We start from the raw sequence: 20,369 nt of genomic DNA on the forward strand, positions 1-20,369 counted from the left end.
TACCTGCAATTCGGAAGCCTGAAAAGTAGACTATTCCTATGCGATATCAGCGGCTTCCGTATTCTTCACGGCCGACTTTTTTGTATCCCGAACCCTGCCGGCGCTGACGCAAAGCCGACCGAAATTGTCATGTAACAGTGACATGTAACCTCAGGTAACATGTCGCAGGCGCGCAGCATCGACTAAGCAGATCATAGGACGCGGTGTGGTTCGTGCGGGAGATGGGGGCATCACTCGGACGATCCGGGCTCAGGCGGCTACCGCGTCCGAACTATTCTTCCGCTGAGGCTGTCAAGCGTTGGCGGCATGTGCGGCGGACCTGCCATTTCGCCTCCCACGAAGACGGTCCGCAAGAGAACGGCGTCCGGATCATGTCCGGACGCCGTTTCCTTGTGTTCTGCAGCCTGACCGTCGCCAAGTTCAAGTGTCAGGCAGCCTTGCCATTGGCGTTCAACGCCTCGTCGGCCAGGCGGCCGGTGAGTTCGGCCATATGGTCGAAGCCGGCACGATAGCTGGCCACGCCCGCGGTGGCCGAACGCAGCTCGATGATCAGATCGCCGATCTCTGCCTGCGGCATGGTCGCCTCGACGACATCCCATCCCGGCCAGCCGGGCCGCGCATCATAGCCGAGGATTTGGCCGCGCCGCTGCGGGATCAGGGCGATGATTTTCGATGTCGCGTCGGACGGCGTGACGATTTCCACCTTCATGATCGGTTCAAGCAGCACCGGCGAGCAGGCGGCCATGCCTTCCTTCATCGCCAGCTTTGCCGCCATCTGGAAGGCCATGTCCGACGAATCGACGGAATGATAGGAGCCGTCGGACAGGTTGACGGCGACGTCGACCACTGGAAAGCCGAGCGGGCCCGATTTCAGATAATCGCGCACGCCGGCCTCGACCGACTGGATATAGGTTTTCGGCACGGCGCCGCCGGTGATGGTGTCGGTGAACTGGAAACCGGAGCCGCGCGGCAGCGGCTTGATCTCGATCACCACGTCGCCGAACTGGCCATGGCCGCCCGACTGCTTCTTGTGACGGCCACGCTGCTGCGCCGCTTTGCGGATCGTCTCGCGGTAAGGCACGGCCGGCGGATGACCTTCGACCGGAATCTGGTTCTTGCCCTCCAGCCGCTCGCGCACGACACGCAGATGCATTTCGCCATGGCCCGACAGCACGGTTTCAGCCGAATCCTGATTGTGGCGCACGCTGAGCGAGGGATCTTCCTCGGCAAGGCGCTGGATGGCCGCCGACATCTTGACCTCGTCCTTGCGTTCCTTCGGTCGCAACGCAAAGGCATAGACCGGTTGCGGCGGCGTCAGCGTGACCAAGGGCTGGATGCCGCCCTTGACCGAGCTCAAGGTCTGACCGGTCGTGACCTCGTCCATCTTGCCGAGCGCGACCGTGTCGCCGGCCGGGGCCGAGGTGAGCTTGGTCTGGTCCTTGCCGAGCATTCTGTAGATGCCGGAGACCTTTGCCGTCGCGCCGTTCGAAAGGAAGAGCTCGGAGGCGTCGGCAAGCTGGCCGGACAGGATGCGCGAGATCGACAGCTTGCCGCCATGCGCGGTGTGGATGGTCTTCATCACCTGGACCACGGTCGCATTGCCGTCAGCTGCGTCGAGGCGCTTGTGTGTTGCTTCAACATCGGGCGCGTCGTGGCGGATCGTTTTTAGCAGCCGCAGCACACCATTGCCCTTCTCGGCGGTGCCGATCAGCACCGGCGTCACGGCACCATCGCGCAAGTCGGCGGCCAGGTCGTCGAAGATGGCGTCCTTGGGCGGCTCGATTTCGTCGAGCAGCTGCTCCATCAGTTGATCATCATGGTCGGCGAGCGTCTCCAGCATGGAAAAGCGCGCTTCGAGCTCGCGCGCCTTGTCGTCGCTGGGAATCTGGGCGACTTCGCTTTCGGCATATTCGCGATAGATGTAGGCGCGCTCCAGCGCCAGATCGATCGAGCCGATCACCACGCCGTCCTTGCGCAGCGGAATCTGGCGCAGCAGCAAAGGCACCGAACTTGCCGGCTGCAACATCTTCAGCGTGTCGCGCACGCCTGATATCGCCTTGTCGACCTTGTTGAGGAACATGATGCGCGGCACGCCGAGATCGTCGAGCTTGCGCATGATCAGCTGCAGGGCAGGGATCTTTTTCTCGTCGGCTTCGGCGACGACCACGGCGATGTCGCAGGCGGCCAGAACCGGCTCTGCCTCGAAGGAGAATTCGATGGAGCCGGGACAATCGACGAAGGTGAGTTGCTCGCCCATGAAGTCGGTGGTGGCAAACGTCGCCTCAACGCTCATGGCGTGAGCGCGTGCCTCGGGCGAATGATCGGAAATTGTGTTTCCCGAGGAGACCGGATTCTGGCGGGGGATGGCGCCCGTGCGGGCCAATATGGCTTCGAGAAGTGTCGTCTTACCGCTTGCAAAGGGACCGACTATGGCAATGCATTTCGGTCCTGTGCGTCGTCCTCCGGCGCGAGTTCCCATGACTGACCTCCACTCAGGCGTTTCCCTGGGAGCGGCGGCCGGCCTGTCGACCGTCGCGGGCGGGGCTTTTTTTCAGTTTGCCGCCTACCCAAAGGCATCGTCCCACGGGTTAGGCGGGAGGGCAAGTGATTTGAGATCGCGCGATTTGAGAATCGGGGATTTGAGGATCGCCTGATGTCGCGGATGTTGAGCCATGATCGGCGAAGCCGTCGAATGCGGGCCTGGGCTTTCCGTCAATGCCGTGACGGGGTCCGTCGCCGAACAGCCGCAAAAGCGGTTGCGCCATGACGGTTATCGGATGAAAGTGCCGCTTCCTGCGACAAAAAGGAGCGGATCGTCGCCGACCGATCCGCCATCAGCTTGAGGACTTTGCGACGATGAAGATCATTGCTTGCGGCAGCGTGCCGACCGTCATTGCGCCGGAAAAGTACTTCACCGGTCGCGTGTGGCAGACGCCGATCATCGAGAAGGAAGCGCCGGCGCGGCTACGCGCCATCATGGTCGGTTTCGAGCCCGGCGCGCGTACCCACTGGCATACGCATCCGCTGGGCCAGACGCTCTATGTCGTGTCAGGCGCCGGCCTGGCGCAAAGCTGGGGCGAGCCGATACAGGCAATCAGGGCCGGCGACGTCATCTCGTTTGCGCCTGACGAAAAGCATTGGCACGGCGCCGGTCCAAAATCGGCGATGGCCCATATCGCCATGCAGGAGGCGCTCGACGGCGTCCATGCCGACTGGCTGGAGACGGTGACCGACGAGCAGTATGGCGGCGTTGATCGGGCCTGAAAGCGCGTCGCGTCTGATCATTGGTCGCGTCTGATAATTGTAGGTGATTTCCACGCTCAGGTTTGGGTTTCATGTCGAACCGTCGCTTGCCTCTTGTTGCCGCAGTCTATCTCGGCACATTCGTCGCACTGCTCGACATCAGCATCGTCAACGTCGCCCTGCCGACGATCCAGATTGCGCTCGGCATCGATTTCGCCGGGCTGCAATGGGTGATCGACGCCTACACGCTTTGCCTGTCGGCCTTCATGCTGTCGGCAGGCCTGATCGGCGACCGCTACGGGCGCAAGCGCTCCTGGCTGGCAGGCATCGGCATCTTCGTGGCTGGCTCTGCCATATGTGCAATCGCGCCCAACCTGTCGGTGCTGCTGGTGGGCCGGGTGGTGCAGGGGATAGCCGGATCGCTGATCATTCCGGGTGCGCTGTCGATTCTGACGCAGGCGTTTCCCGACGGTCGCGAGCGTGCCGGCGTCATCGGAGGCTGGGCGTCGTTCGCAGCCGTCTCGCTGCTCACCGGCCCGGTCGTCGGCGGCATCCTGGTCGAAACCGCCGGATGGCAGAGCATTTTCCTGATCAACCTGCCGCTCGGCCTGGCCACGATCGCGCTCGGTGCGGCTTCGATCGTAGAGACTTCACACCCCGAGCATGCCCATCTCGACCTTGTCGGCCTGGCGCTCAGCATTCTGTGGCTGGGCGCCTTGACCTTCGGCCTGATATCGGCAGGCGAAAAAGGTTGGGGCGATCGAGAGGCTGTTATCGCCCTTGTCGTCGGCTTCGCCGGCCTGGTGGCATTCCTTGTCTTCGAGGCACGCACGCCGCGGCCGATGCTGCCGCTTGGCCTGTTCCGCGACGTTCGCTTCGCCGTCGCCAATGTCGCCTCGTTCGCGCTCGGCCTCACCTCCTACACCAGCGTCTTCCTCTATTCGATATTCCTGCAGCAGGCACAGGGCTGGTCGCCGACACAGACCGGCCTGTGCATGGCACCGCTGTTCCTCGTCCAAATGGTCGTGTCGCCGGCGATCGGCAGGCTCAGTCAGCGCTACGGGCACTCGGCGCTGATGACATCGGGCTATCTTTCGAGCGGTCTTTCCATGCTGGGCATGTGCTGGGTTGGACCCTCGATGTGACGATCGGCCTGCTGTTTGCCGTCGGCGGTCTCGGCAATGCGCTGTCCATCCCGACCGGCAGCGCTGCCGCGATGTCGTTTGCGCCGCGCGAGCGTTCGGGCATGGTGTCGGCGGTGATCAACGCAACCCGCCAGGGCGGCACCGCCATCGGCATCGCCCTGCTCGGCGCCTTGATGAGCATGCGGGCAACAGCCCTGCTGACGGCGCATCTTGAAAATGCCGGTGTCGCCAATGCGGGAGCGGTGGCCCGCGCCGCGGTTTCAAGGTACGATTTCGCAGCCGATGCGGCGATGGGCAAGGACGCCCTGCGCGATCTGTTCGCAGCCGCCTATGCCGGGGGCTTCCATGCGGCGATGCTGACGGCCGCCATCGTTTCGTTCGTCACGGCCGGGCTTCTGGCCGCCATTCTGGCGCCGGCCGAGGCTCGTTCGGCGCGCGAAACCAATCACAGTCGCCAGGGATGAGGCTGGCGCCGACCGCCAAAACCCGATTGCGAGCCGGTTTTGGTGTTCGAGATGCGCTTGATCAGGTCAGCGAGGCGGTGAAGCGCTGGATGCGGGCGCAGGCCTCTTCGAGCAACGCCTCCGACGTGGCATAGGAGATGCGGAAGTTCGGGCCGAGGCCGAATGCCGAACCGAACACGACCGCCACGCCCTCGGCCTCAAGCAGTTCCGAGCAGAAGGCTTCGTCGCTGTCGATCAGCTTGCCGGCTTTGGTCTTCTTGCCGATCAACTGGGAACAGGACGGATAGACGTAGAAAGCCCCTTCGGGAGACGGACATGTGATGCCGCGCGCCTGATTGAGCATCGACACGACGAGATCGCGCCGAGCCTGGAAAATCGCCTTGTTTTTCGCAATGAAATCCTGCGGACCGTTCAGCGCCTCGACCGATGCCCACTGGGCAATGGTGCAGGCGCCGGAGGTCTGCTGGCCCTGGATCATGTCCATCGCCTTGATCAGCGCCACCGGCCCGGCCGCATAGCCGATGCGCCAGCCAGTCATCGCATAGGCCTTCGACACGCCGTTCATGGTCAGGGTGCGCTCATAAAGCTTCGGCTCGACCTCGGCGATGGTCGTGAAGACGAAATCGCCGTAGATCAGGTGCTCGTACATGTCGTCGGTCAGCACCCAGACATTGGGGTGTTCGAGCAGCACGTCGGCCAGAGCGCGCAATTCAGCCTCGCTGTAGGCGGCGCCCGACGGGTTCGACGGTGAGTTCATCAACAGCCATTTGGTGCGCGGCGTGATCGCCTTTTGCAACGCCGCCGCCGTCAGCTTGAAGCCGTTGTCGATGGAGGTGTCGGCAAATGCCGGGGTGCCGCCGCAGATCGCTACCATCTCGGGATAGCTGACCCAGTACGGCCTCGGAATGATGACCTCGTCGCCGGGGTTCAGCGTCGCCATGAATGCGTTGAACAGGATCTGCTTGCCGCCGGTGCCGACGATGGTCTGCTCCGGCCGGTAATCGAGATTGTTCTCGCGCTTGAATTTTTGGGCGATTGCCTCGCGCAGCGGCACGATGCCGGAAACGGGAGGATATTTCGTTTCGCCGCGGCGGATGGCCTCGATCGCAGCGTTCTTGATATTGTCCGGCGTGTCGAAGTCCGGTTCGCCAGCACCCAGCCCGATCACGTCACGGCCGGCGTTTTTCAGCTCGCGCGCTTTCTGCGTCACTGCGATGGTCGCGGAAGGCTTTACGCGGGAAAGGGCGTCGGCAAGAAAGGCCATGACGGCGTTGTCTCCTGTAGGGCCAGGCGGTCCATCCGACCGCGGCGTCTCTCATGTCGCATCATCCCGCCAAGCGCAAGCATTGTCGGATGAGCCAGACCTCAAATCCCCGGCAAATCCGGCAACAATAAATTCACTTACACGCGGTAAAACCCGGGGTGGCTGGATCACGACCCATTCCACCAGTCTCGCAACGGGAGGAACCGTGTCGCGCAGCATCGGGCTTGCCCATATCGTCCGCCACGATGACGGCACCGCCAGCGGTGTCTGGGGCAATTATACGCTGCAAAGCGCCTTCCAGCCGATTTTTGCCTTCAGCAACGGCAAATTGTCCATCACCGGATTCGAGGGCCTGATCAGGCCGTTCCGCGACGCCGAGCCGCAGACGCCGGTGAGTTTTTTCAACGCCTGCCCGACGGTCGACCGCCTGCATATCGAGGCGCTGACAAGGACACTGCACCTTTTGAACGCCGGCGCCTGCCTGCCGCAGGAGGCATTCATTTTCATCAACTTCGATCCGTCGGTGTTCACCGATCGCAGCATCGCCGACAGCGCGCTACGCGACATGCGGCTGGTGCTGCATGAGGCCGGGATCGATGCGAACCGCGTCGTCTGCGAGGTGACCGAGCAAAAGTCGGGGTCTCAGGAAACGCTCTACAATTTCGTCGAGGCGCTCAGGGCCAACGGGTTTCGCATCGCGGTCGACGACTACGGCGCCGAAGAGTCCGACATCAACCGGATCAAGGACCTCAGGCCTGACATCGTCAAATTCGACGCCCGCTGGATCATGCAACTGATGGAGTCCGGCGCCGGCTTCGCGCTGCTGACCGCCATGGTGGCAAGTTTCGAACAGCAAGGCATCCGCACCGTGTTCGAGGGCATCGAGGAGGGCTGGCAGCTTGAACTGGCCGAGAAATCGGGAGCCTCGATGGTGCAGGGATTCGCGCTGGCGCGCCCGGAGCTTGCACCGACCAGCTTTCACGTCTTCGGCAACGAAAGCCAAGTCTTCGGCAAGGAAAGCCAAGTCTTCGGCAAGGAAAGGCAGATGCCGGTGACGGCGCCTGACGCCGGCGAGGCGCCTGCGACCGTCTCGCCTTCGCCGCGGCCGAAACGGGCTTTCGGGCGCAAGGTGGTGCCGTGACCGGGCGGCCCGACAGGCGGCGCAATGTCGGCGAGGCAATCTTTGCCGACGAAGTCGGGATCGAATATGGCGTCTATGGCGCGTTCCGGCTGAGGAGCGCCTACCAGCCTATCTTTGCGCCGCGCGGCAGGTTTTTGAAGGCCGTCGCCGTCGAAGGCCTGATCGAGCCGCACCGCGCCGGCAGGCCGGTCGCGCCGCGCGTATTCTTCGAGGGCATCCCCGTGGCGGATCGCCTGTTCGTCGAGACGATGTGCCGGGTGCTGCATCTCAGGAATTTCCGCAACATCGGCGTCGGCGGGCTCGACCTGTTCTTCAACTACAATCCGCTGATCAACGATGACCCTAGGCGAGCGGTGGCAGAAATCAGGCTGATGACCAGGCGTCTCGCCGAGTTCGACCTGCACCCCGGCATGCTGGTCTGCGAGATCACCGAGCAGGCGGCCGAAGACAAGGTGCTCGTCAGCCTGGCGCGCGAGATGCGGCGTGACGGCATCCGTATCGCCATCGACGATTTCGGCACCGGGCATTCGACGGAAGAGCGGGTCGCCCTTGTCCAGCCCGACATCGTCAAGATCGACGGCACCTGGTTCGCGGAATTCTGCCGCCATGCCGCCGCCGAACGGTTTTTCCGGCCGCTGGTCTCCGCGCTGCATGACCGCGGCGCCAAAGTGCTGGTCGAAGGCATCGAGCAAGCCACGCATCTGCGCGTCGCGCTGGACGGCGGCGTCGACCTGATGCAGGGATTTTACCTTGCCCGGCCGGCGCTGGCCGGCACGGTCTTCGACGAGGAGCCGCTGCCCATCGACAGGCTGCTTGGCATGGCCAACAACGTCGTGCCGTTGTTTGGGTGATCCATCAGCGGCGCTGATGGTTGCGCCAAAACAAATCACTGGAGGAAGCCGTCGCTGCCACGATAATTGCCGGTAAAGGCGGCTCCGCCGAGGGGAGCGGCGATGGGAGCACCAATGACCATACTCTATGGAATGATCGACAGCGGCAATTGCTACAAGCCGCGCCTGTTGATGGCCAAGCTCGGCATCGCTTTCACCAATGTCGAGGTCAGCTCGCACACCGGCGACACGCGCAAGCCAGACTATGTCGCCAAGAACCCGAACGCCATGGTGCCGCTGCTCGAGCTCGACGACGGCCGGCGGCTTGCCGAATCCAACGCCATTCTGCTCTATCTCGCCGAAGGCACGCGGTTGCTGCCGGCCGACAGATACGAGCGGGCACTGGCCTATCAATGGCTGTTCTTCGAGCAGTACAGCCACGAACCTTATATTGCGGTGCGCAAGGCGCTGCTGACCTTTCCCGAACGGGCCAGGGACGCGACACCGGAACGGCTGGCGCTGACGCTGGAGCGCGGCAACAAGGCGCTCGGCGTGATGAACAAGCATCTGGCGGGCAGTGCGTTCTTTGCCGGCGAGGCCTTGAGCGTCGCCGACATCGCGCTCTACGCCTATACGCATACGGCCGAGATGGGCGGTTTTCAGCTCGACGCCTACCCGGCGGTGGCGGCCTGGCTGAAACGGGTCGAGACTGATCCTGGGCATGTGCCGATGGAGTGGCTGGGGTAGTTCTGTCCTTACGGCTACTTCAGGAGGCGGTCATATTCGGAGTGGGTGCCGATCCAAAACCAGACAACGTCATCGTGGTCACGGACAGCTACGGCGCGGTAGTTGAGATCAACCCGCGCCGACCAATAGCGTCCGACCTGTTTGAAATGCAGCGACGGGTGAAACGGATCAGAACGCAGCTTGGCGAAACGTTTGTCCGCCTTTGCTCTGATCGACGAGGGCAGTTTTGCATAAGCCTCCCAGAATAAGGGAGTGGCGACATGATTCACAAAGACCGGGTCCGGCCGGCGCGATGGTCGGCCAAGGCCTGCTCGGCAAGTTTATCCAGCCTGCCAGCCTTGGCGTCGGCTTCGATCTGCCGATCCCACATCTCCGCTTTCAGTGCCTCGAACCAGGCGGCAAATGCCTTCAGTTCCTCAGGGCTCAGTTCGGCGACGGATTTCTCAATCTGTTCAAGCTTGCTCATCGGCTAAAAATACCATGATTGGCACAATAAGGCCAAGGTAGCTGTTTCATCCGGAAATCCGGACAGCAAAAAGGCGGGACAAAATCCCGCCTTCCCATGCTTGGTAGCCTGATCGGGAGCGCTTTGGCCGGGCCGGCAGCAATCTGCTGCTTCGGCTTGTCGGGTTCTTTCCGCTCCGGCGCGCTTCTCGCGCGACCGTCAGTACATCCGTGACTTGCCGCGCGCCCCGAGCTATCGCCCGGCGCGCGCCATTCGCAAAATCAGGCTGCCTTGCTCAGAGATCCAGCGGACGACTTGCCAGTGCGGCGGTCCTGCTCGATCTCGAAGTTGATCTTCTGGCCTTCGACCAGGGTCGACAGCCCAGCGCGCTCGACTGCGGAGATGTGGACGAAAACGTCCGCGCCGCCGCTGTCAGGCTGGATGAAGCCGAAACCCTTGGTGGAATTAAACCACTTGACCGTACCTGTTGCCATTTCGATAGTCCTTATACGTTTGCTTTAGCTTGACTGAACCGAAGTCCAGCCGGTTTGTATCGAGATTTTGGAGATAGACGTCAGCAAACGCGAATATCGCGAGGCCCGGATCGATCGGCCGAAATATCAATGGACCTCATATAGTCCGCTTCTCCGCAAAAAACAAGACTGCGCGAAAAAAGGCGCTGATGCGGCGCTGCCCAATGGCCGCCCCAATCGCGTGAAAGCGTTGAACGTCGGGCGTTGCACCGGGTCGCATGGCCTATGGTGCACGCTGCGGGGAAGGATCGTGCCGCCTCCGAGCGTCCGGTCCTGTTTGGGGAGAGGACCATGAAAACTGTCCTGTTTGCCGCCTGTCTGACGCTGATGGCCGCCGAGGCGCAGGCGATCTCGCGCTATGACCCGAGCCGCATGAGCTGCGGCACGGTGCGCGCGACGATCGCACGGGAAGGCGCCGTCATCCTGCGTTATCAGTCGACGCGCACGCCGGGGCTGCCGCTCTACGACCGTTATGTGCGGAGCCAGAGTTTCTGCAACATGGGCGAGGTCAGGGCACGCGCTTCGGTGCCGAGCGCCGATACCAACTCCTGCATCGTCTACAAGTGCAAGCGCGTGGAAACAGACCGGCATTTTCGCCGGCGCATCTTTCCGGACTAGCAATGTCGGCCTCAAAACCCAAAAGAGACCTGCGCCGGCGGCGGCGGACCGACGCGCACGCCTTCCATCGTCAGCATCTTCTCCTTGGTGGTCGAGCCGCCCGGCGCTGAAAAACCGCCGATCTTGCCGCCGGCGGCAAGAATGCGGTGGCAAGGGATGACCAGCGGCACCGGGTTGGCGCCGAGCGCGGCGCCCGTCTCTCGCGCCAGCCCGGCATGGCCGGCGCGCCTGGCCAGTTCGCCATAGGTGGTGGTCTCGCCATAGGCGAGCTTGCGCGCCGCGTCGTAGATTGCGAGGCGGAAATCGTCGACACCGGTGAGATCGACCGGCACACCGGAGAAATCCACGTCCTCGCCCGCGGCATAGGCCTTTATCGACGCGATCAGCTCGGCAACCCATTGCGGTCGGGCGCTCGAAGCGGCGTTGCCGGCATGGCGCAGCAACCGCCGTTCCACCGCGTCGCGGCTGCGCTGGGGCAGGCAAAGCCTCGTCAGCCCGGCCTCGCTCCAGGCGATGCCGATGAAGCCGATCACGGTTTCGAAGACGGCGTGGCCGGCGATGGCTTGAGAGGTGTCTTCCATGATGTGCTCCTGTCCGAAGGAACGAATGGTAGTCCAGTACATATCGAGAACGGATATCGCATTTTCAGGGGTCTGTTGCCACCCGAAAACCATTGGAAATCCCAACTGGCTGCGGATTGCCGGGGGAAAGGCGGTGGTGTAAGGACTTCTTAACAGACGAACCGGACCCGAGCGCGGCTTGCCAGCAAAAATCATCTTTCCCGCGATCGGCGTGATGCTCGCTGCGGCCGGTCTCAGCGGCTGCACTTCGACCGCGCAGACCAAGGCCGTGCCTTCCCTGACTGAAACCGCCGCAGATGGTAGCGATGCCGGCTATGCGCTGGCGCTGCCCGACAGGGTTTCGGTGCTGCCGGAATCGTCCGGCGTCACGCCCGTCCAGACCGCGGCGCTGGCCGTCGATCCCGCCGCGACGCCTGTCCAGCCAGCGGCCTTTGCCGGCCCGACCCCGTTGGCCGCAACTGCGCCTGCAGCCATGACGGCCGATGCCGCGCCAGCCGGCACAGCGCCTGTCTATGCGACCGCCGCCGTTGCGATGCCGGTCACCGGCGAGACAGGCAAGACGATGCCAGGCGTCCAGCAGGTCGCCTACACCCTGCCTGAGAATCCGTCCGCCCTGCTTTCGACCAGCCCTGCCAAACAGTATTCCGCGGGACCGCGCGGCGAGATCGAGCGGCTGATCGAGAAATATGCCGTCCTCTATCAGGTTCCGGTCGATCTGGTGCGCCGCGTCGTCAAGCGCGAGAGCACCTTCAATCCCAAGGCCTACAATCGCGGCCACTGGGGGCTGATGCAGATCAAGCATGCGACGGCGCGCGGCATGGGCTATGACGGGCCGGCGAGCGGGTTGTTCGACGCCGAGACCAATCTGAAATATGCGGTGAAATATCTGCGTGGCGCCTGGCTGGTGGCCGGCGGCAACGCCAAGCGCGCCGATCGGCTCTACCAGAGCGGCTATTATTACGACGCCAAGCGCAAGGGCATGCTGGAACAAACCGGCCTGGGCCGCGACCGCAGTCGGCGTCGCCTGCAGCCCGACGCCTGAACGCCATGCCTGAGCCGCGCCCGCCGGCGCCGAACGACATAAGGCTGCGCAAGATCCTCGACGACACGCTCGCCCCGCCGCGCTGGCCGGAAAGTTTTGTCATGCGCGGTTTTGAGGCCGCCGACGCGCTGGCTTTGCATACGCTGCTGACCACCGTCTTCGACGATGGCGCCGACGGGCCGTTCGACGAATGGTGGCCGCGTATTTCAAGCGACGCGGAATTCGACCCTGCCTTGTGTTTCCTGGTCATCGACAGCAAGGGTCGGCTGGCAGGCGCGGCATTGTGCTGGACGAGGGCGTTCGTCAAAGACCTTGCCGTCCACCCCGAGGCGCGCGGCCGAGGCATCGCCGAAGCGCTGATGTGGCACGTCTTCACCACCTTTCACGCACGGGACGCTGCGCATGTCGATCTCAAAACCAACACGGTTGAGAATGCTGCCGCGGTCAGGCTTTACGAGCGGCTGGGGATGTTCGAAGTCGACTGGGCGGGGTGAGGAGCGGTTGGCGAAGCCGATCAGCGAGCATTGTGCGGAAACGAAGTGTCCACCAAGGCGGCAGGCTGCATCTTGCCGGCAACCGTTCAGAAGTTAAGCTGCGATCCTGCGGCTTTCGTGCCGCGGGCGGGGTCTCGACCGAAACCGGAGAAACACGATGCGGCTTTTATTTTTCAAACCGGGTCTGGCCAAAACCGGTCTGGTGATCCTCGCCCTTCCGCTTCTTGCGGGCGTCGCGCGCGCCGACGATTGCGCCGACGCACAGGACCAGGCGACCATGAACGAATGCGCCGGCAAGTCTTTCACCGAAGCCGACAAGAAGCTCAACCACGCCTACAGGCAGATCGAGGGCAGGCTGAAGGACGACGCGGCGACGAAGAAGCTGCTGGTCGGCGCGCAGCGCGCCTGGGTCGCCTTTCGCGATGCCGAATGCGCTTTCCAGGGGGGCCCGACCGATATGGCAGGCAGCATGTATCCGATGGTCATAGCCGGCTGCAAGGCGAGCCTCACCAACATCAGGCTGAAGGATTTTCAGGGCTATCTCAACTGCCAGGAGGGCGATACGAGCTGCCCGGTGCCGCCGCAGTAGCCTCTGTCGCTGGCTAAGGCGGAGCCGTTAAGGCCTTATCGCCGAGTTAGGCGCGCAAAATGTCGGAACCCTGCTTCGCGATGCGTCCTTGAGAGGCAAGGTGCGCTGCCGCATAGGGCGCGCGCCGCCACAAGCACGGCTGATGGAGATGACGATGATCACCTTTCCCAACGAATCCGCTGAATATCGCGCCGCCCGCGAAACGCTGCTGCAAAAGGAAATCGAGCTGCGCCGCGCCATGGAGGATGTGGCCGTCGCCCGCCGTGCACTGCCGCCGGGCGGGCTGGTGCCTCAGGATTATGTGTTCGACGGGCTTGGCGCCGACGGCAAGCCGGCCCGCATAAAACTGTCGGAGCTGTTTTCACCCGGCAAGGACACGCTGATCGTCTACTCGATGATGTTTCCGCGCCACCCGCAGGAGACGCGCGACGTGGCGACAAGCGGCGGCACGGCCAAGCTCGCGCGGGCCGACCAGCCATGCCCGTCCTGCACGGCGCTGCTCGACCAGTTCGACGGCGCCATCGGCCATCTCGAGGCCGCCGGCTTCAATTTCGCGGTTGTGGGCAAGACCGCGCTTGAAAACCTGATCACGCTTGGCCGCGATCGCGGCTGGACGAACATGCGGCTGCTCTCCTCGGCCGGCAACAGCTTCAAGCGCGACTACCACGCCGAGGCCGACGACGGCGCGCAGTTGCCGATGCTGTCGGTGTTCCATCGCGACGCCGATGGCATCCGGCATTTCTGGAGCTCGGAGCTTGGCTTCGCGCCGTCCGAACCCGGTCAGGACCCGCGCGCCATCGGCACTTGCGAGCCCTTGTGGAACCTGATGGATTTCACACCGGAGGGCCGGCCGAACTGGGACGAGCAGTTGCAATATAACGGCGCGTGCTGCCACTGAGTGGGTCCTTGCCTTCTCCCCTTGTGGGAGAAGGTGGATCGGCGCGTAGCGCCGAGACGGATGAAGGGTGCTGGAAGAAATGAGGCGTTGGCAAATGTGCACCGTCTCTGCGCTGATGGCTGCTCCATCAAGTGTACCGCCAAGCTGGAACACCCCTCATCCGACCGAGCTTCGCTCGGCCACCTTCTCCCACAAAGGAGAGAAGGAAGGCGCAACTTCGCCGCTGGTGTCGCGTTGGACTCTCCGAGGATCACAAACTCGGAGATTTCCTGTGAAAACAAATCTCACGCTTGCCATGGTCGCCTTGCTTGCCGGCGCGCCGGCGGCCCTAGCCCAATCCGCCACGCCGGCCGATATACCTGCTGTCGGCCAAACCAAGATCGACACCGAGACCTTCTCCAGAACCGTCCCCAGCGCCAACCGGTTCGAGATTGAAAGCAGCAAGCTGGCCGAACAAAAGAATGTCGCCGCCGATGTGAAGGATTTCGCCTCGCTGATGGTCAGGGATCACACCAAGGCTGGCGAGGATTTCAAGGCAGCTCTCGAACAGAGCCAGATCACGGCCTCGGTGACAGCGAGCGGCCCGGCTTTGCTGCCGAAAGACCAGGCGATGCTGGACCAGCTCAAGAACCTTGATGGCGACGAATTCCAGGCGAAATTCATCCTCCTGCAGACCGAGGCGCACAAGCAGGCGCTAGCGCTGTTTTCAACCTATGCGCAGTCGGGTGAAGACCCGGCGCTGAAGGAATTCGCCAAGAAGACGCTACCGACGCTGCGGATGCACGAAGAGCGCCTAAAGGATCTGGTGGCAGCCCACAGCTAACTAATGCATGTCGTCACCCAAACGCATGCCCTCGGGCCTGACCCTGGGCCTGACCCGAGATGCGCAGCGGTTTTGGGAAACGCATAAACGAGAACTTAAAGCACGTCGCGACACGCTTTAAGTTGGCGCTCTCTCAGCTGTTTTTGATCTGCTCGACAGCCGTCGCCAGCAGGTCGTTCATGACGCCGCGAATCTGAACATCCGACTGGGCGACGCCCGCAGCGTCGAAATCGGCGCGTATTTTGCGCAACACGTCGTCGTCCCCGGCCTCTTCGAAGTCTGCGCGCACCACCTCTTTCGCATAGGCGTCGGCGTCCTCACCTGACTTGCCGAGCTTTTCGGCGGCCCATAGGCCGAGCAACTTGTTGCGGCGCGCCATGGCCCTGAACTTCGTGTCCTCGTCCATCGCAAACTTCTTTTCGAAGCCTTCCTGACGGTCTCTCATACTGCTCATAATTTGCCTCGTTCAGGTGTGAGTCTCCGACCTTCATCCGGTGGAGAAGAAGAGCGGCGGTAGAGGCCGAACATGGCGTGCATGGATGTCATAAGCAAGACCGGACCGTTCATGCCGCCGGGCAATCGCTTCGGGTTGGCGCTGCCCCTCACCCTCACCCTCTCCCCGTGAAGGACGGGGAGAGGGGGTGCCAGTGTTGCGGCTAGGTCCCTTCTCCCCGTTCTTGACGGGGAGAGATGCCGGCAGGCAGTGAGGGGCGGCGCCGACATCGACAACCAATGCTTCGCCCAGAGCCTTCGCACCGATGTGATTTGACGTTGCCGCGCCGTGACCTACTCTCGATTGGCGGGATGAGCCGAGGAGGCGAGCGATGCAGTCACCTTTCAACGGGATTCGGAGCGTCACGCTGGCAGCGGCAGTGATCCTTGCCGCTGGCACCGCAGCTTACGCCCATCACGGCTGGTCGTGGACCCAGGATGGGTTTTTTGAGCTCCGGGGCAAGATCACAGCCATCTATATCGGCAATCCGCACGCCACACTGGATGTCGACGCCGACGGAGAGGCCTGGCGGGTGGATTTGGCGCCGCCGTCCCGTACCATTGCCGCCGGCTTCACGGAGGAGGTCGCCAAGGTCGGCGACGAGGTGACCGCGATCGGCCACCGCTCGCGCGACGAGACCGAGAAGTGGATGAAAGCAGCCCGCGTCATCGTCAACGGCAAGGCTTATGACGTCTACCCCGACCGCGTGCCGCCGGCTTGAATGGACTGGTACCTCGCCGGCATCGAGCAACTCGCCATCGTAAGGGGGCTGAAGGCCTCCTTCGTCGCCTATCCCATAGTCAATGCGCTGCACATCATGTCGATCGGCGCGCTGCTGACCAGCGTCTGGCTCATGGACCTAAGGATCCTCGGCGCCTTCCGCTCGCTGCCGTACGTGCCGTTCGTCACGCTGCTGCGCCGCACCGCATTTACCGCGTTCGCCGGCGCGCTTGTCACCGGGTCGCTGCTGTTTTCAGTCAGGGCGAGAGAGTATGCGGTGATGCCGATTTTTCTCACCAAGATGACGCTCATACTCCTCGCCGGCGCCAATTTTCTCACCTTCATGCGCCGCGCAGAAGGCAGCGACGAGCCGGCCGGCGGTACCGTCACTATCCTGGCTGTGCTCTCGCTGGTGCTGTGGACGTCCGTGCTTTTCGCCGGACGGTTCATTGGGTTTCTTAACTGAGGCGGGGCTCGGCACAGCGTGCCCTGGACGGATCAGGGTGCTGTAGCGTTGGCGGGACAGCGCCCCCCTCTGGCCTGCCGGCCATCTCCCCCACTTGGGGGGAGATCAGCTAATCGCCTAGGAAAAATACTCCTGCAACGGGCGCACTTCCAGGTTCCCCGCCCGCAGCGCCGCGATCGCCTCCGCCACTGCCGCCGCACCCGAGAGCGTCGTGTAATACGGCACCTTCTGCATCAGCGTCGCGCGGCGCAGCGATTTTGAGTCCGACACCGCCTTCTGGCCGTCCGTGGTGTTGAAGACGATCTGCACCTGGCGGTTGCGGATGGCGTCCTCGATGTGCGGGCGGCCTTCCAGCACCTTGTTTATTTTCTCGGCGGCGACGCCGTTCTCGGCGAGGAAGCGGGCGGTGCCCGAGGTGGCCATTACTTTAAAACCTTGGCCGGCGAGACGCTTGACCGCCGGCAGGATGCCCTTCTTGTCCTCGTCGCGCACCGAAACGAACAGCGTGCCGGCGCGGGGGAGATCAACACCCGCTCCCAACTGGCTCTTGGCGAAAGCCAGCGCGAAGTCGCGGTCGAGGCCCATGACCTCGCCGGTCGAGCGCATTTCCGGCCCGAGCAGGATGTCGACGCCGGGGAAGCGAGCGAAGGGGAACACCGCTTCCTTGACCGCGATATGGCCGGGATTTCTGGGGTCGGGCATGGCGCCGTAATGGGCGAAGGCGTCTTCCAGGCTCTCGCCGGCCATGATGCGGGCGGCGATCTTTGCGATGGGCCGGCCGATGGTCTTGGCGACAAAGGGCACGGTGCGCGACGCGCGCGGGTTGACCTCCAGCACATAGACGGTGCCGTCCTTGATCGCGTACTGCACGTTCATCAGGCCGCCGACATTGAGCGCACGGGCAAGTGCGGCCGTCTGGCGCTCCAACTCGTCGACGAGCTCCGACGGCAGCGAGTGCACCGGCAGCGAGCAGGCGCTGTCGCCCGAATGGATGCCGGCCTCCTCGATGTGTTCCAATATGCCGGAGACGAAGGTCGACTTGCCGTCGCACAGGCAGTCGACATCGACCTCGATGGCGCCCGAGAGATAGGTGTCGAACAGCAGCGGGTTCTTGCCCAGCAGTGTGTTGATCTGGCCTGTCTTGTCGTTGGGGTATTTCTGCTTGATGTCCTCCGGCACAAGGCCGGGCACGGTGTCGAGCAGATAGGATTGCAGCATGCTCTCGTCGTGGATGATCTGCATGGCGCGGCCGCCGAGCACATATGACGGGCGCACCACCAACGGGAAGCCGAGCTCGCCGGCGACGAGGCGGGCCTGCTCGACCGAATAGGCGATGCCGTTCTTCGGCTGGCTGAGGCCGAGCTTGTGCAACAACTTCTGGAAGCGGTCGCGGTCTTCGGCGAGATCGATCATGTCGGGCGAAGTGCCGAGGATCGGGATGCCGGCCTTCTCCAACGCATCCGCCAGCTTCAGCGGCGTCTGGCCGCCGAATTGGACGATGACGCCGACCAGCTCGCCCGACGCCTGCTCGGCGCGCAGGATCTCCAAAACGTCCTCCGGCGTCAGCGGCTCGAAATAGAGCCGGTCCGAGGTGTCGTAATCGGTCGACACGGTCTCCGGGTTGCAGTTGACCATGATCGCCTCGAAGCCGGCGTCGCGCAGCGCAAAGGCGGCGTGGCAGCAGCAATAGTCGAACTCGATGCCCTGGCCGATGCGGTTCGGGCCGCCGCCGAGGATGACGACTTTTTTTCGCGACGAGACTTGCGCCTCGTTGGCGAGCGCGCCGGCGAAGGGCACCTCATAGGTCGAGTACATGTAGGCGGTCGGCGAGGCGAACTCGGCGGCGCAAGTATCGATGCGCTTGTAAACCGGATGAACGTCGAGCTTTTCGCGTATCTTTTGAACCTCTTCGACGTCTTTCCTGACCAGGGACGCGAGGCGGGCATCGGAGAAACCCATCGCCTTCAGCATGCGCAGATTGGCGGAGTCTTCGGGGATGCCGTGCTCGCGAATGCGGGCTTCCATGTTGAGGATGCCGGCGATCTGTTCGAGGAACCACGGGTCGATCTTGCACATGGAGTGCACGTCTTCCAGAGAGGTGCCCATGCGGATCGCCTGCGCCACCATGCGCAGCCGGTCGGGCGTCGGCGTGCCGAGGGCAGCGCGAATGGCGTTGCGGTCGTCGGCGTGGCTGGCTGCGCCGTGCGCGATACCGGGGATCTCGATCTCGTCGAGGCCGGTGAGGCCGGTTTCAAGCCCACGCAAAGCCTTCTGCAGCGATTCCTGAAAAGTGCGGCCGATGGCCATGACCTCGCCGACCGACTTCATCGCCGTGGTCAGCACCGGCTCGGCGCCAGGGAATTTCTCGAAGGCAAAGCGCGGGATTTTGGTGACGACGTAATCGATCGTCGGCTCGAACGAGGCCGGCGTCGCGCCGCCGGTGATGTCGTTCTCCAACTCGTCCAGCGTGTAGCCGACGGCGAGCTTCGCCGCGATCTTGGCGATCGGAAAACCGGTCGCCTTGGAGGCGAGTGCGGAGGAGCGCGAGACGCGCGGGTTCATCTCGATCACCACCAGGCGCCCGTCGGCGGGGTTGACTGCGAACTGCACGTTGGAGCCGCCGGTCTCGACGCCGATCTCGCGCAGCACCGCGATCGAGGCGTTGCGCATCATCTGGTATTCCTTGTCGGTCAAGGTCAGGGCAGGGGCGACGGTGATCGAGTCGCCGGTGTGCACGCCCATCGGGTCGATGTTCTCGATCGAGCAGACGATGATGCAGTTGTCGGCCTTGTCGCGGACGACCTCCATCTCGTACTCCTTCCAGCCGAGCACGCTTTCCTCGATCAGCACTTCGGTGGTCGGCGAGGCGTCGAGGCCGGACTGGACGATCTCGTAGAATTCGGCGCGGTTGTAGGCGATGCCGCCGCCGGTGCCGCCCATGGTGAAGGACGGGCGGATGATGGCGGGCAGGCCGACATGGTCGAGCGCCTGTGCGGCGATCGCCATGCCATGGCTGATGTAGCGCTGCTTGCGGTCGCCCTCGCCGAGGTTCCAGCGCGTTTCGAGCGCGTCGAGCGCGGCGTCGAGGTTTTCGGGCTTCTCGGCCTTCAGCGCGGCGCGTTCGGCCTCATGCGTCTTGCGGTCGGCGTTCTTGACGTCGGTGGCGTTGGCCAGCATCGATTTCGGCGTTTCCAGGCCGATCTTCTTCATCGCCTCGCGAAACAGCGCCCGGTCCTCGGCCTTGTCTATTGCCGTGGCGTCGGCGCCGATCATCTCGACATTGTAGCGTTCGAGCACGCCCATGCGGCGCAGCGACAGGGCGGTGTTGAGCGCGGTCTGGCCGCCCATGGTGGGCAGCAGCGCGTCCGGCCGCTCCTTGGCGATGATCTTGGCCACCACTTCCGGCGTGATCGGCTCGATATAGGTGGCATCGGCCAGTTCCGGGTCGGTCATGATGGTGGCCGGGTTGGAATTGACCAGGATGACGCGAAAACCCTCTTCCTTGAGCGCCTTGCAGGCCTGGGTGCCGGAATAGTCGAATTCGCAGGCCTGACCGATGACAATGGGGCCGGCCCCGATGATCAGGATCGACTTGATGTCGGTGCGTCTTGGCATATCGAGGGTCCGTTCGGCAGGCGGCTTGCACGAAAAACCGGACGGGAAGACCCGGCCGGTTGTGCTCGCGATTCTGGTATCAGGCTAGGAGGGCCTTATAGGGAAGAGTTTTGCCGGATGTAACCCCCTAAAATGCGGAGTGTAGGGCAGTAGGGCAGTAGGGCAGTAGGGCAGTAGGGCAGTAGGGCAGTAGGGCAGTAGGGCAGTAGGGCAGTAGG

The 20,369-nt window shown here is 63.3% G+C and carries 22 protein-coding genes; 14 read left to right on the forward strand and 8 right to left on the reverse strand.

The window, feature by feature from the left end; all coding sequences use genetic code 11:
• Positions 1-427 precede the first annotated feature (427 nt).
• Entirely contained in the window at positions 428-2,479 is a 2,052-nt protein-coding gene (locus tag AC0L18_RS31655) for an elongation factor G (RefSeq protein ID WP_473495638.1), read from the reverse strand.
• A gap of 377 nt (positions 2,480-2,856) precedes the next feature.
• On the opposite strand from AC0L18_RS31655, the gene AC0L18_RS31660 reads away from it, so the two are divergent.
• From AC0L18_RS31660 to AC0L18_RS31670, 3 genes are all read left to right on the forward strand, one after another.
• Positions 2,857-3,264, forward strand: coding sequence for a (R)-mandelonitrile lyase (locus tag AC0L18_RS31660; protein ID WP_473495639.1), 408 nt, complete (start codon positions 2,857-2,859; stop codon positions 3,262-3,264).
• 71 nt (positions 3,265-3,335) lie between these two features.
• Positions 3,336-4,388 (forward strand): MFS transporter, encoded by a 1,053-nt coding sequence (locus tag AC0L18_RS31665; RefSeq protein ID WP_473495640.1) that lies wholly within the window; start codon positions 3,336-3,338, stop codon positions 4,386-4,388.
• Positions 4,364-4,852 (forward strand): hypothetical protein, encoded by a 489-nt coding sequence (locus AC0L18_RS31670; protein WP_473495641.1) that lies wholly within the window; start codon positions 4,364-4,366, stop codon positions 4,850-4,852. Before AC0L18_RS31665 ends, AC0L18_RS31670 begins: the two co-directional genes overlap by 25 nt.
• A 61-nt stretch (positions 4,853-4,913) precedes the next feature.
• Here the strand turns inward: AC0L18_RS31670 and AC0L18_RS31675 are convergent, their stop codons facing one another.
• Entirely contained in the window at positions 4,914-6,116 is a 1,203-nt protein-coding gene (locus tag AC0L18_RS31675; protein ID WP_023799790.1) for a pyridoxal phosphate-dependent aminotransferase, read from the reverse strand.
• A gap of 205 nt (positions 6,117-6,321) precedes the next feature.
• Between AC0L18_RS31675 and AC0L18_RS31680 the strand changes: the two genes are divergently transcribed.
• From AC0L18_RS31680 to AC0L18_RS31690, 3 genes are all read left to right on the forward strand, one after another.
• Positions 6,322-7,257: an EAL domain-containing protein gene (locus tag AC0L18_RS31680; protein WP_473495642.1), complete on the forward strand. Its 936-nt coding sequence runs from the start codon at positions 6,322-6,324 to the stop codon at positions 7,255-7,257.
• Positions 7,254-8,108 carry an EAL domain-containing protein gene (locus tag AC0L18_RS31685; RefSeq protein WP_473495643.1) on the forward strand — a complete coding sequence of 285 codons (855 nt, stop codon included), beginning with the start codon at positions 7,254-7,256 and terminating at the stop codon, positions 8,106-8,108. Before AC0L18_RS31680 ends, AC0L18_RS31685 begins: the two co-directional genes overlap by 4 nt.
• A gap of 114 nt (positions 8,109-8,222) precedes the next feature.
• Positions 8,223-8,834 (forward strand): glutathione S-transferase family protein, encoded by a 612-nt coding sequence (locus AC0L18_RS31690; protein WP_473495644.1) that lies wholly within the window; start codon positions 8,223-8,225, stop codon positions 8,832-8,834.
• Positions 8,835-8,848: 14 nt separating this feature from the next.
• Here the strand turns inward: AC0L18_RS31690 and AC0L18_RS31695 are convergent, their stop codons facing one another.
• The 3 genes from AC0L18_RS31695 to AC0L18_RS31705 all read right to left on the reverse strand — a co-directional run bounded on the left by AC0L18_RS31695 (position 8,849) and on the right by AC0L18_RS31705 (position 9,773).
• Positions 8,849-9,103: a type II toxin-antitoxin system RelE family toxin gene (locus tag AC0L18_RS31695; protein WP_023799786.1), complete on the reverse strand. Its 255-nt coding sequence runs from the start codon at positions 9,101-9,103 to the stop codon at positions 8,849-8,851.
• A complete protein-coding gene (locus AC0L18_RS31700) occupies positions 9,100-9,300 on the reverse strand; it encodes a hypothetical protein (RefSeq protein WP_023799785.1) in 201 nt (66 codons plus the stop codon). Before AC0L18_RS31700 ends, AC0L18_RS31695 begins: the two co-directional genes overlap by 4 nt.
• A gap of 260 nt (positions 9,301-9,560) precedes the next feature.
• Positions 9,561-9,773, reverse strand: coding sequence for a cold-shock protein (locus tag AC0L18_RS31705; RefSeq protein ID WP_023678332.1), 213 nt, complete (start codon positions 9,771-9,773; stop codon positions 9,561-9,563).
• Positions 9,774-10,103: 330 nt separating this feature from the next.
• Between AC0L18_RS31705 and AC0L18_RS31710 the strand changes: the two genes are divergently transcribed.
• Positions 10,104-10,430, forward strand: a complete 327-nt coding sequence (locus AC0L18_RS31710) for a hypothetical protein (RefSeq protein ID WP_287253656.1) — start codon at positions 10,104-10,106, stop codon at positions 10,428-10,430.
• 11 nt (positions 10,431-10,441) lie between these two features.
• On the opposite strand, the gene AC0L18_RS31715 is transcribed toward AC0L18_RS31710, so the two are convergent.
• Complete coding sequence (locus tag AC0L18_RS31715; RefSeq protein WP_473495645.1) at positions 10,442-11,011, reverse strand: methylated-DNA--[protein]-cysteine S-methyltransferase; 570 nt, start codon at positions 11,009-11,011, stop codon at positions 10,442-10,444.
• Between the two features lie 178 nt (positions 11,012-11,189).
• On the opposite strand from AC0L18_RS31715, the gene AC0L18_RS31720 reads away from it, so the two are divergent.
• From AC0L18_RS31720 to AC0L18_RS31740, 5 genes are all read left to right on the forward strand, one after another.
• Complete coding sequence (locus AC0L18_RS31720; protein WP_473495646.1) at positions 11,190-12,053, forward strand: transglycosylase SLT domain-containing protein; 864 nt, start codon at positions 11,190-11,192, stop codon at positions 12,051-12,053.
• A 5-nt stretch (positions 12,054-12,058) separates the two neighbouring features.
• Entirely contained in the window at positions 12,059-12,547 is a 489-nt protein-coding gene (locus tag AC0L18_RS31725) for a GNAT family N-acetyltransferase (protein WP_473495647.1), read from the forward strand.
• Positions 12,548-12,704: 157 nt separating this feature from the next.
• Positions 12,705-13,136 (forward strand): lysozyme inhibitor LprI family protein, encoded by a 432-nt coding sequence (locus AC0L18_RS31730; RefSeq protein WP_473495648.1) that lies wholly within the window; start codon positions 12,705-12,707, stop codon positions 13,134-13,136.
• Positions 13,137-13,290: 154 nt separating this feature from the next.
• Positions 13,291-14,034 carry a DUF899 family protein gene (locus tag AC0L18_RS31735; protein WP_473495649.1) on the forward strand — a complete coding sequence of 248 codons (744 nt, stop codon included), beginning with the start codon at positions 13,291-13,293 and terminating at the stop codon, positions 14,032-14,034.
• A gap of 67 nt (positions 14,035-14,101) precedes the next feature.
• Entirely contained in the window at positions 14,102-14,857 is a 756-nt protein-coding gene (locus AC0L18_RS31740; protein ID WP_473495650.1) for a DUF4142 domain-containing protein, read from the forward strand.
• Between the two features lie 133 nt (positions 14,858-14,990).
• On the opposite strand, the gene AC0L18_RS31745 is transcribed toward AC0L18_RS31740, so the two are convergent.
• Positions 14,991-15,311, reverse strand: a complete 321-nt coding sequence (locus tag AC0L18_RS31745) for a DUF1476 domain-containing protein (RefSeq protein ID WP_031255188.1) — start codon at positions 15,309-15,311, stop codon at positions 14,991-14,993.
• A 370-nt stretch (positions 15,312-15,681) separates the two neighbouring features.
• On the opposite strand from AC0L18_RS31745, the gene AC0L18_RS31750 reads away from it, so the two are divergent.
• Positions 15,682-16,071 (forward strand): DUF6152 family protein, encoded by a 390-nt coding sequence (locus tag AC0L18_RS31750; protein ID WP_091595020.1) that lies wholly within the window; start codon positions 15,682-15,684, stop codon positions 16,069-16,071.
• Entirely contained in the window at positions 16,072-16,536 is a 465-nt protein-coding gene (locus AC0L18_RS31755; RefSeq protein ID WP_473495651.1) for a DUF6644 family protein, read from the forward strand.
• Positions 16,537-16,653: 117 nt separating this feature from the next.
• Here AC0L18_RS31755 and carB read toward each other — a convergent pair whose 3' ends face one another.
• Positions 16,654-20,151 carry a carbamoyl-phosphate synthase large subunit gene (carB, locus tag AC0L18_RS31760; RefSeq protein WP_473495652.1) on the reverse strand — a complete coding sequence of 1,166 codons (3,498 nt, stop codon included), beginning with the start codon at positions 20,149-20,151 and terminating at the stop codon, positions 16,654-16,656.
• Between the last annotated feature and the right edge of the window lie 218 nt (positions 20,152-20,369).

It is taken from the genome of Mesorhizobium sp. WSM4819 (genome assembly GCF_055811215.1).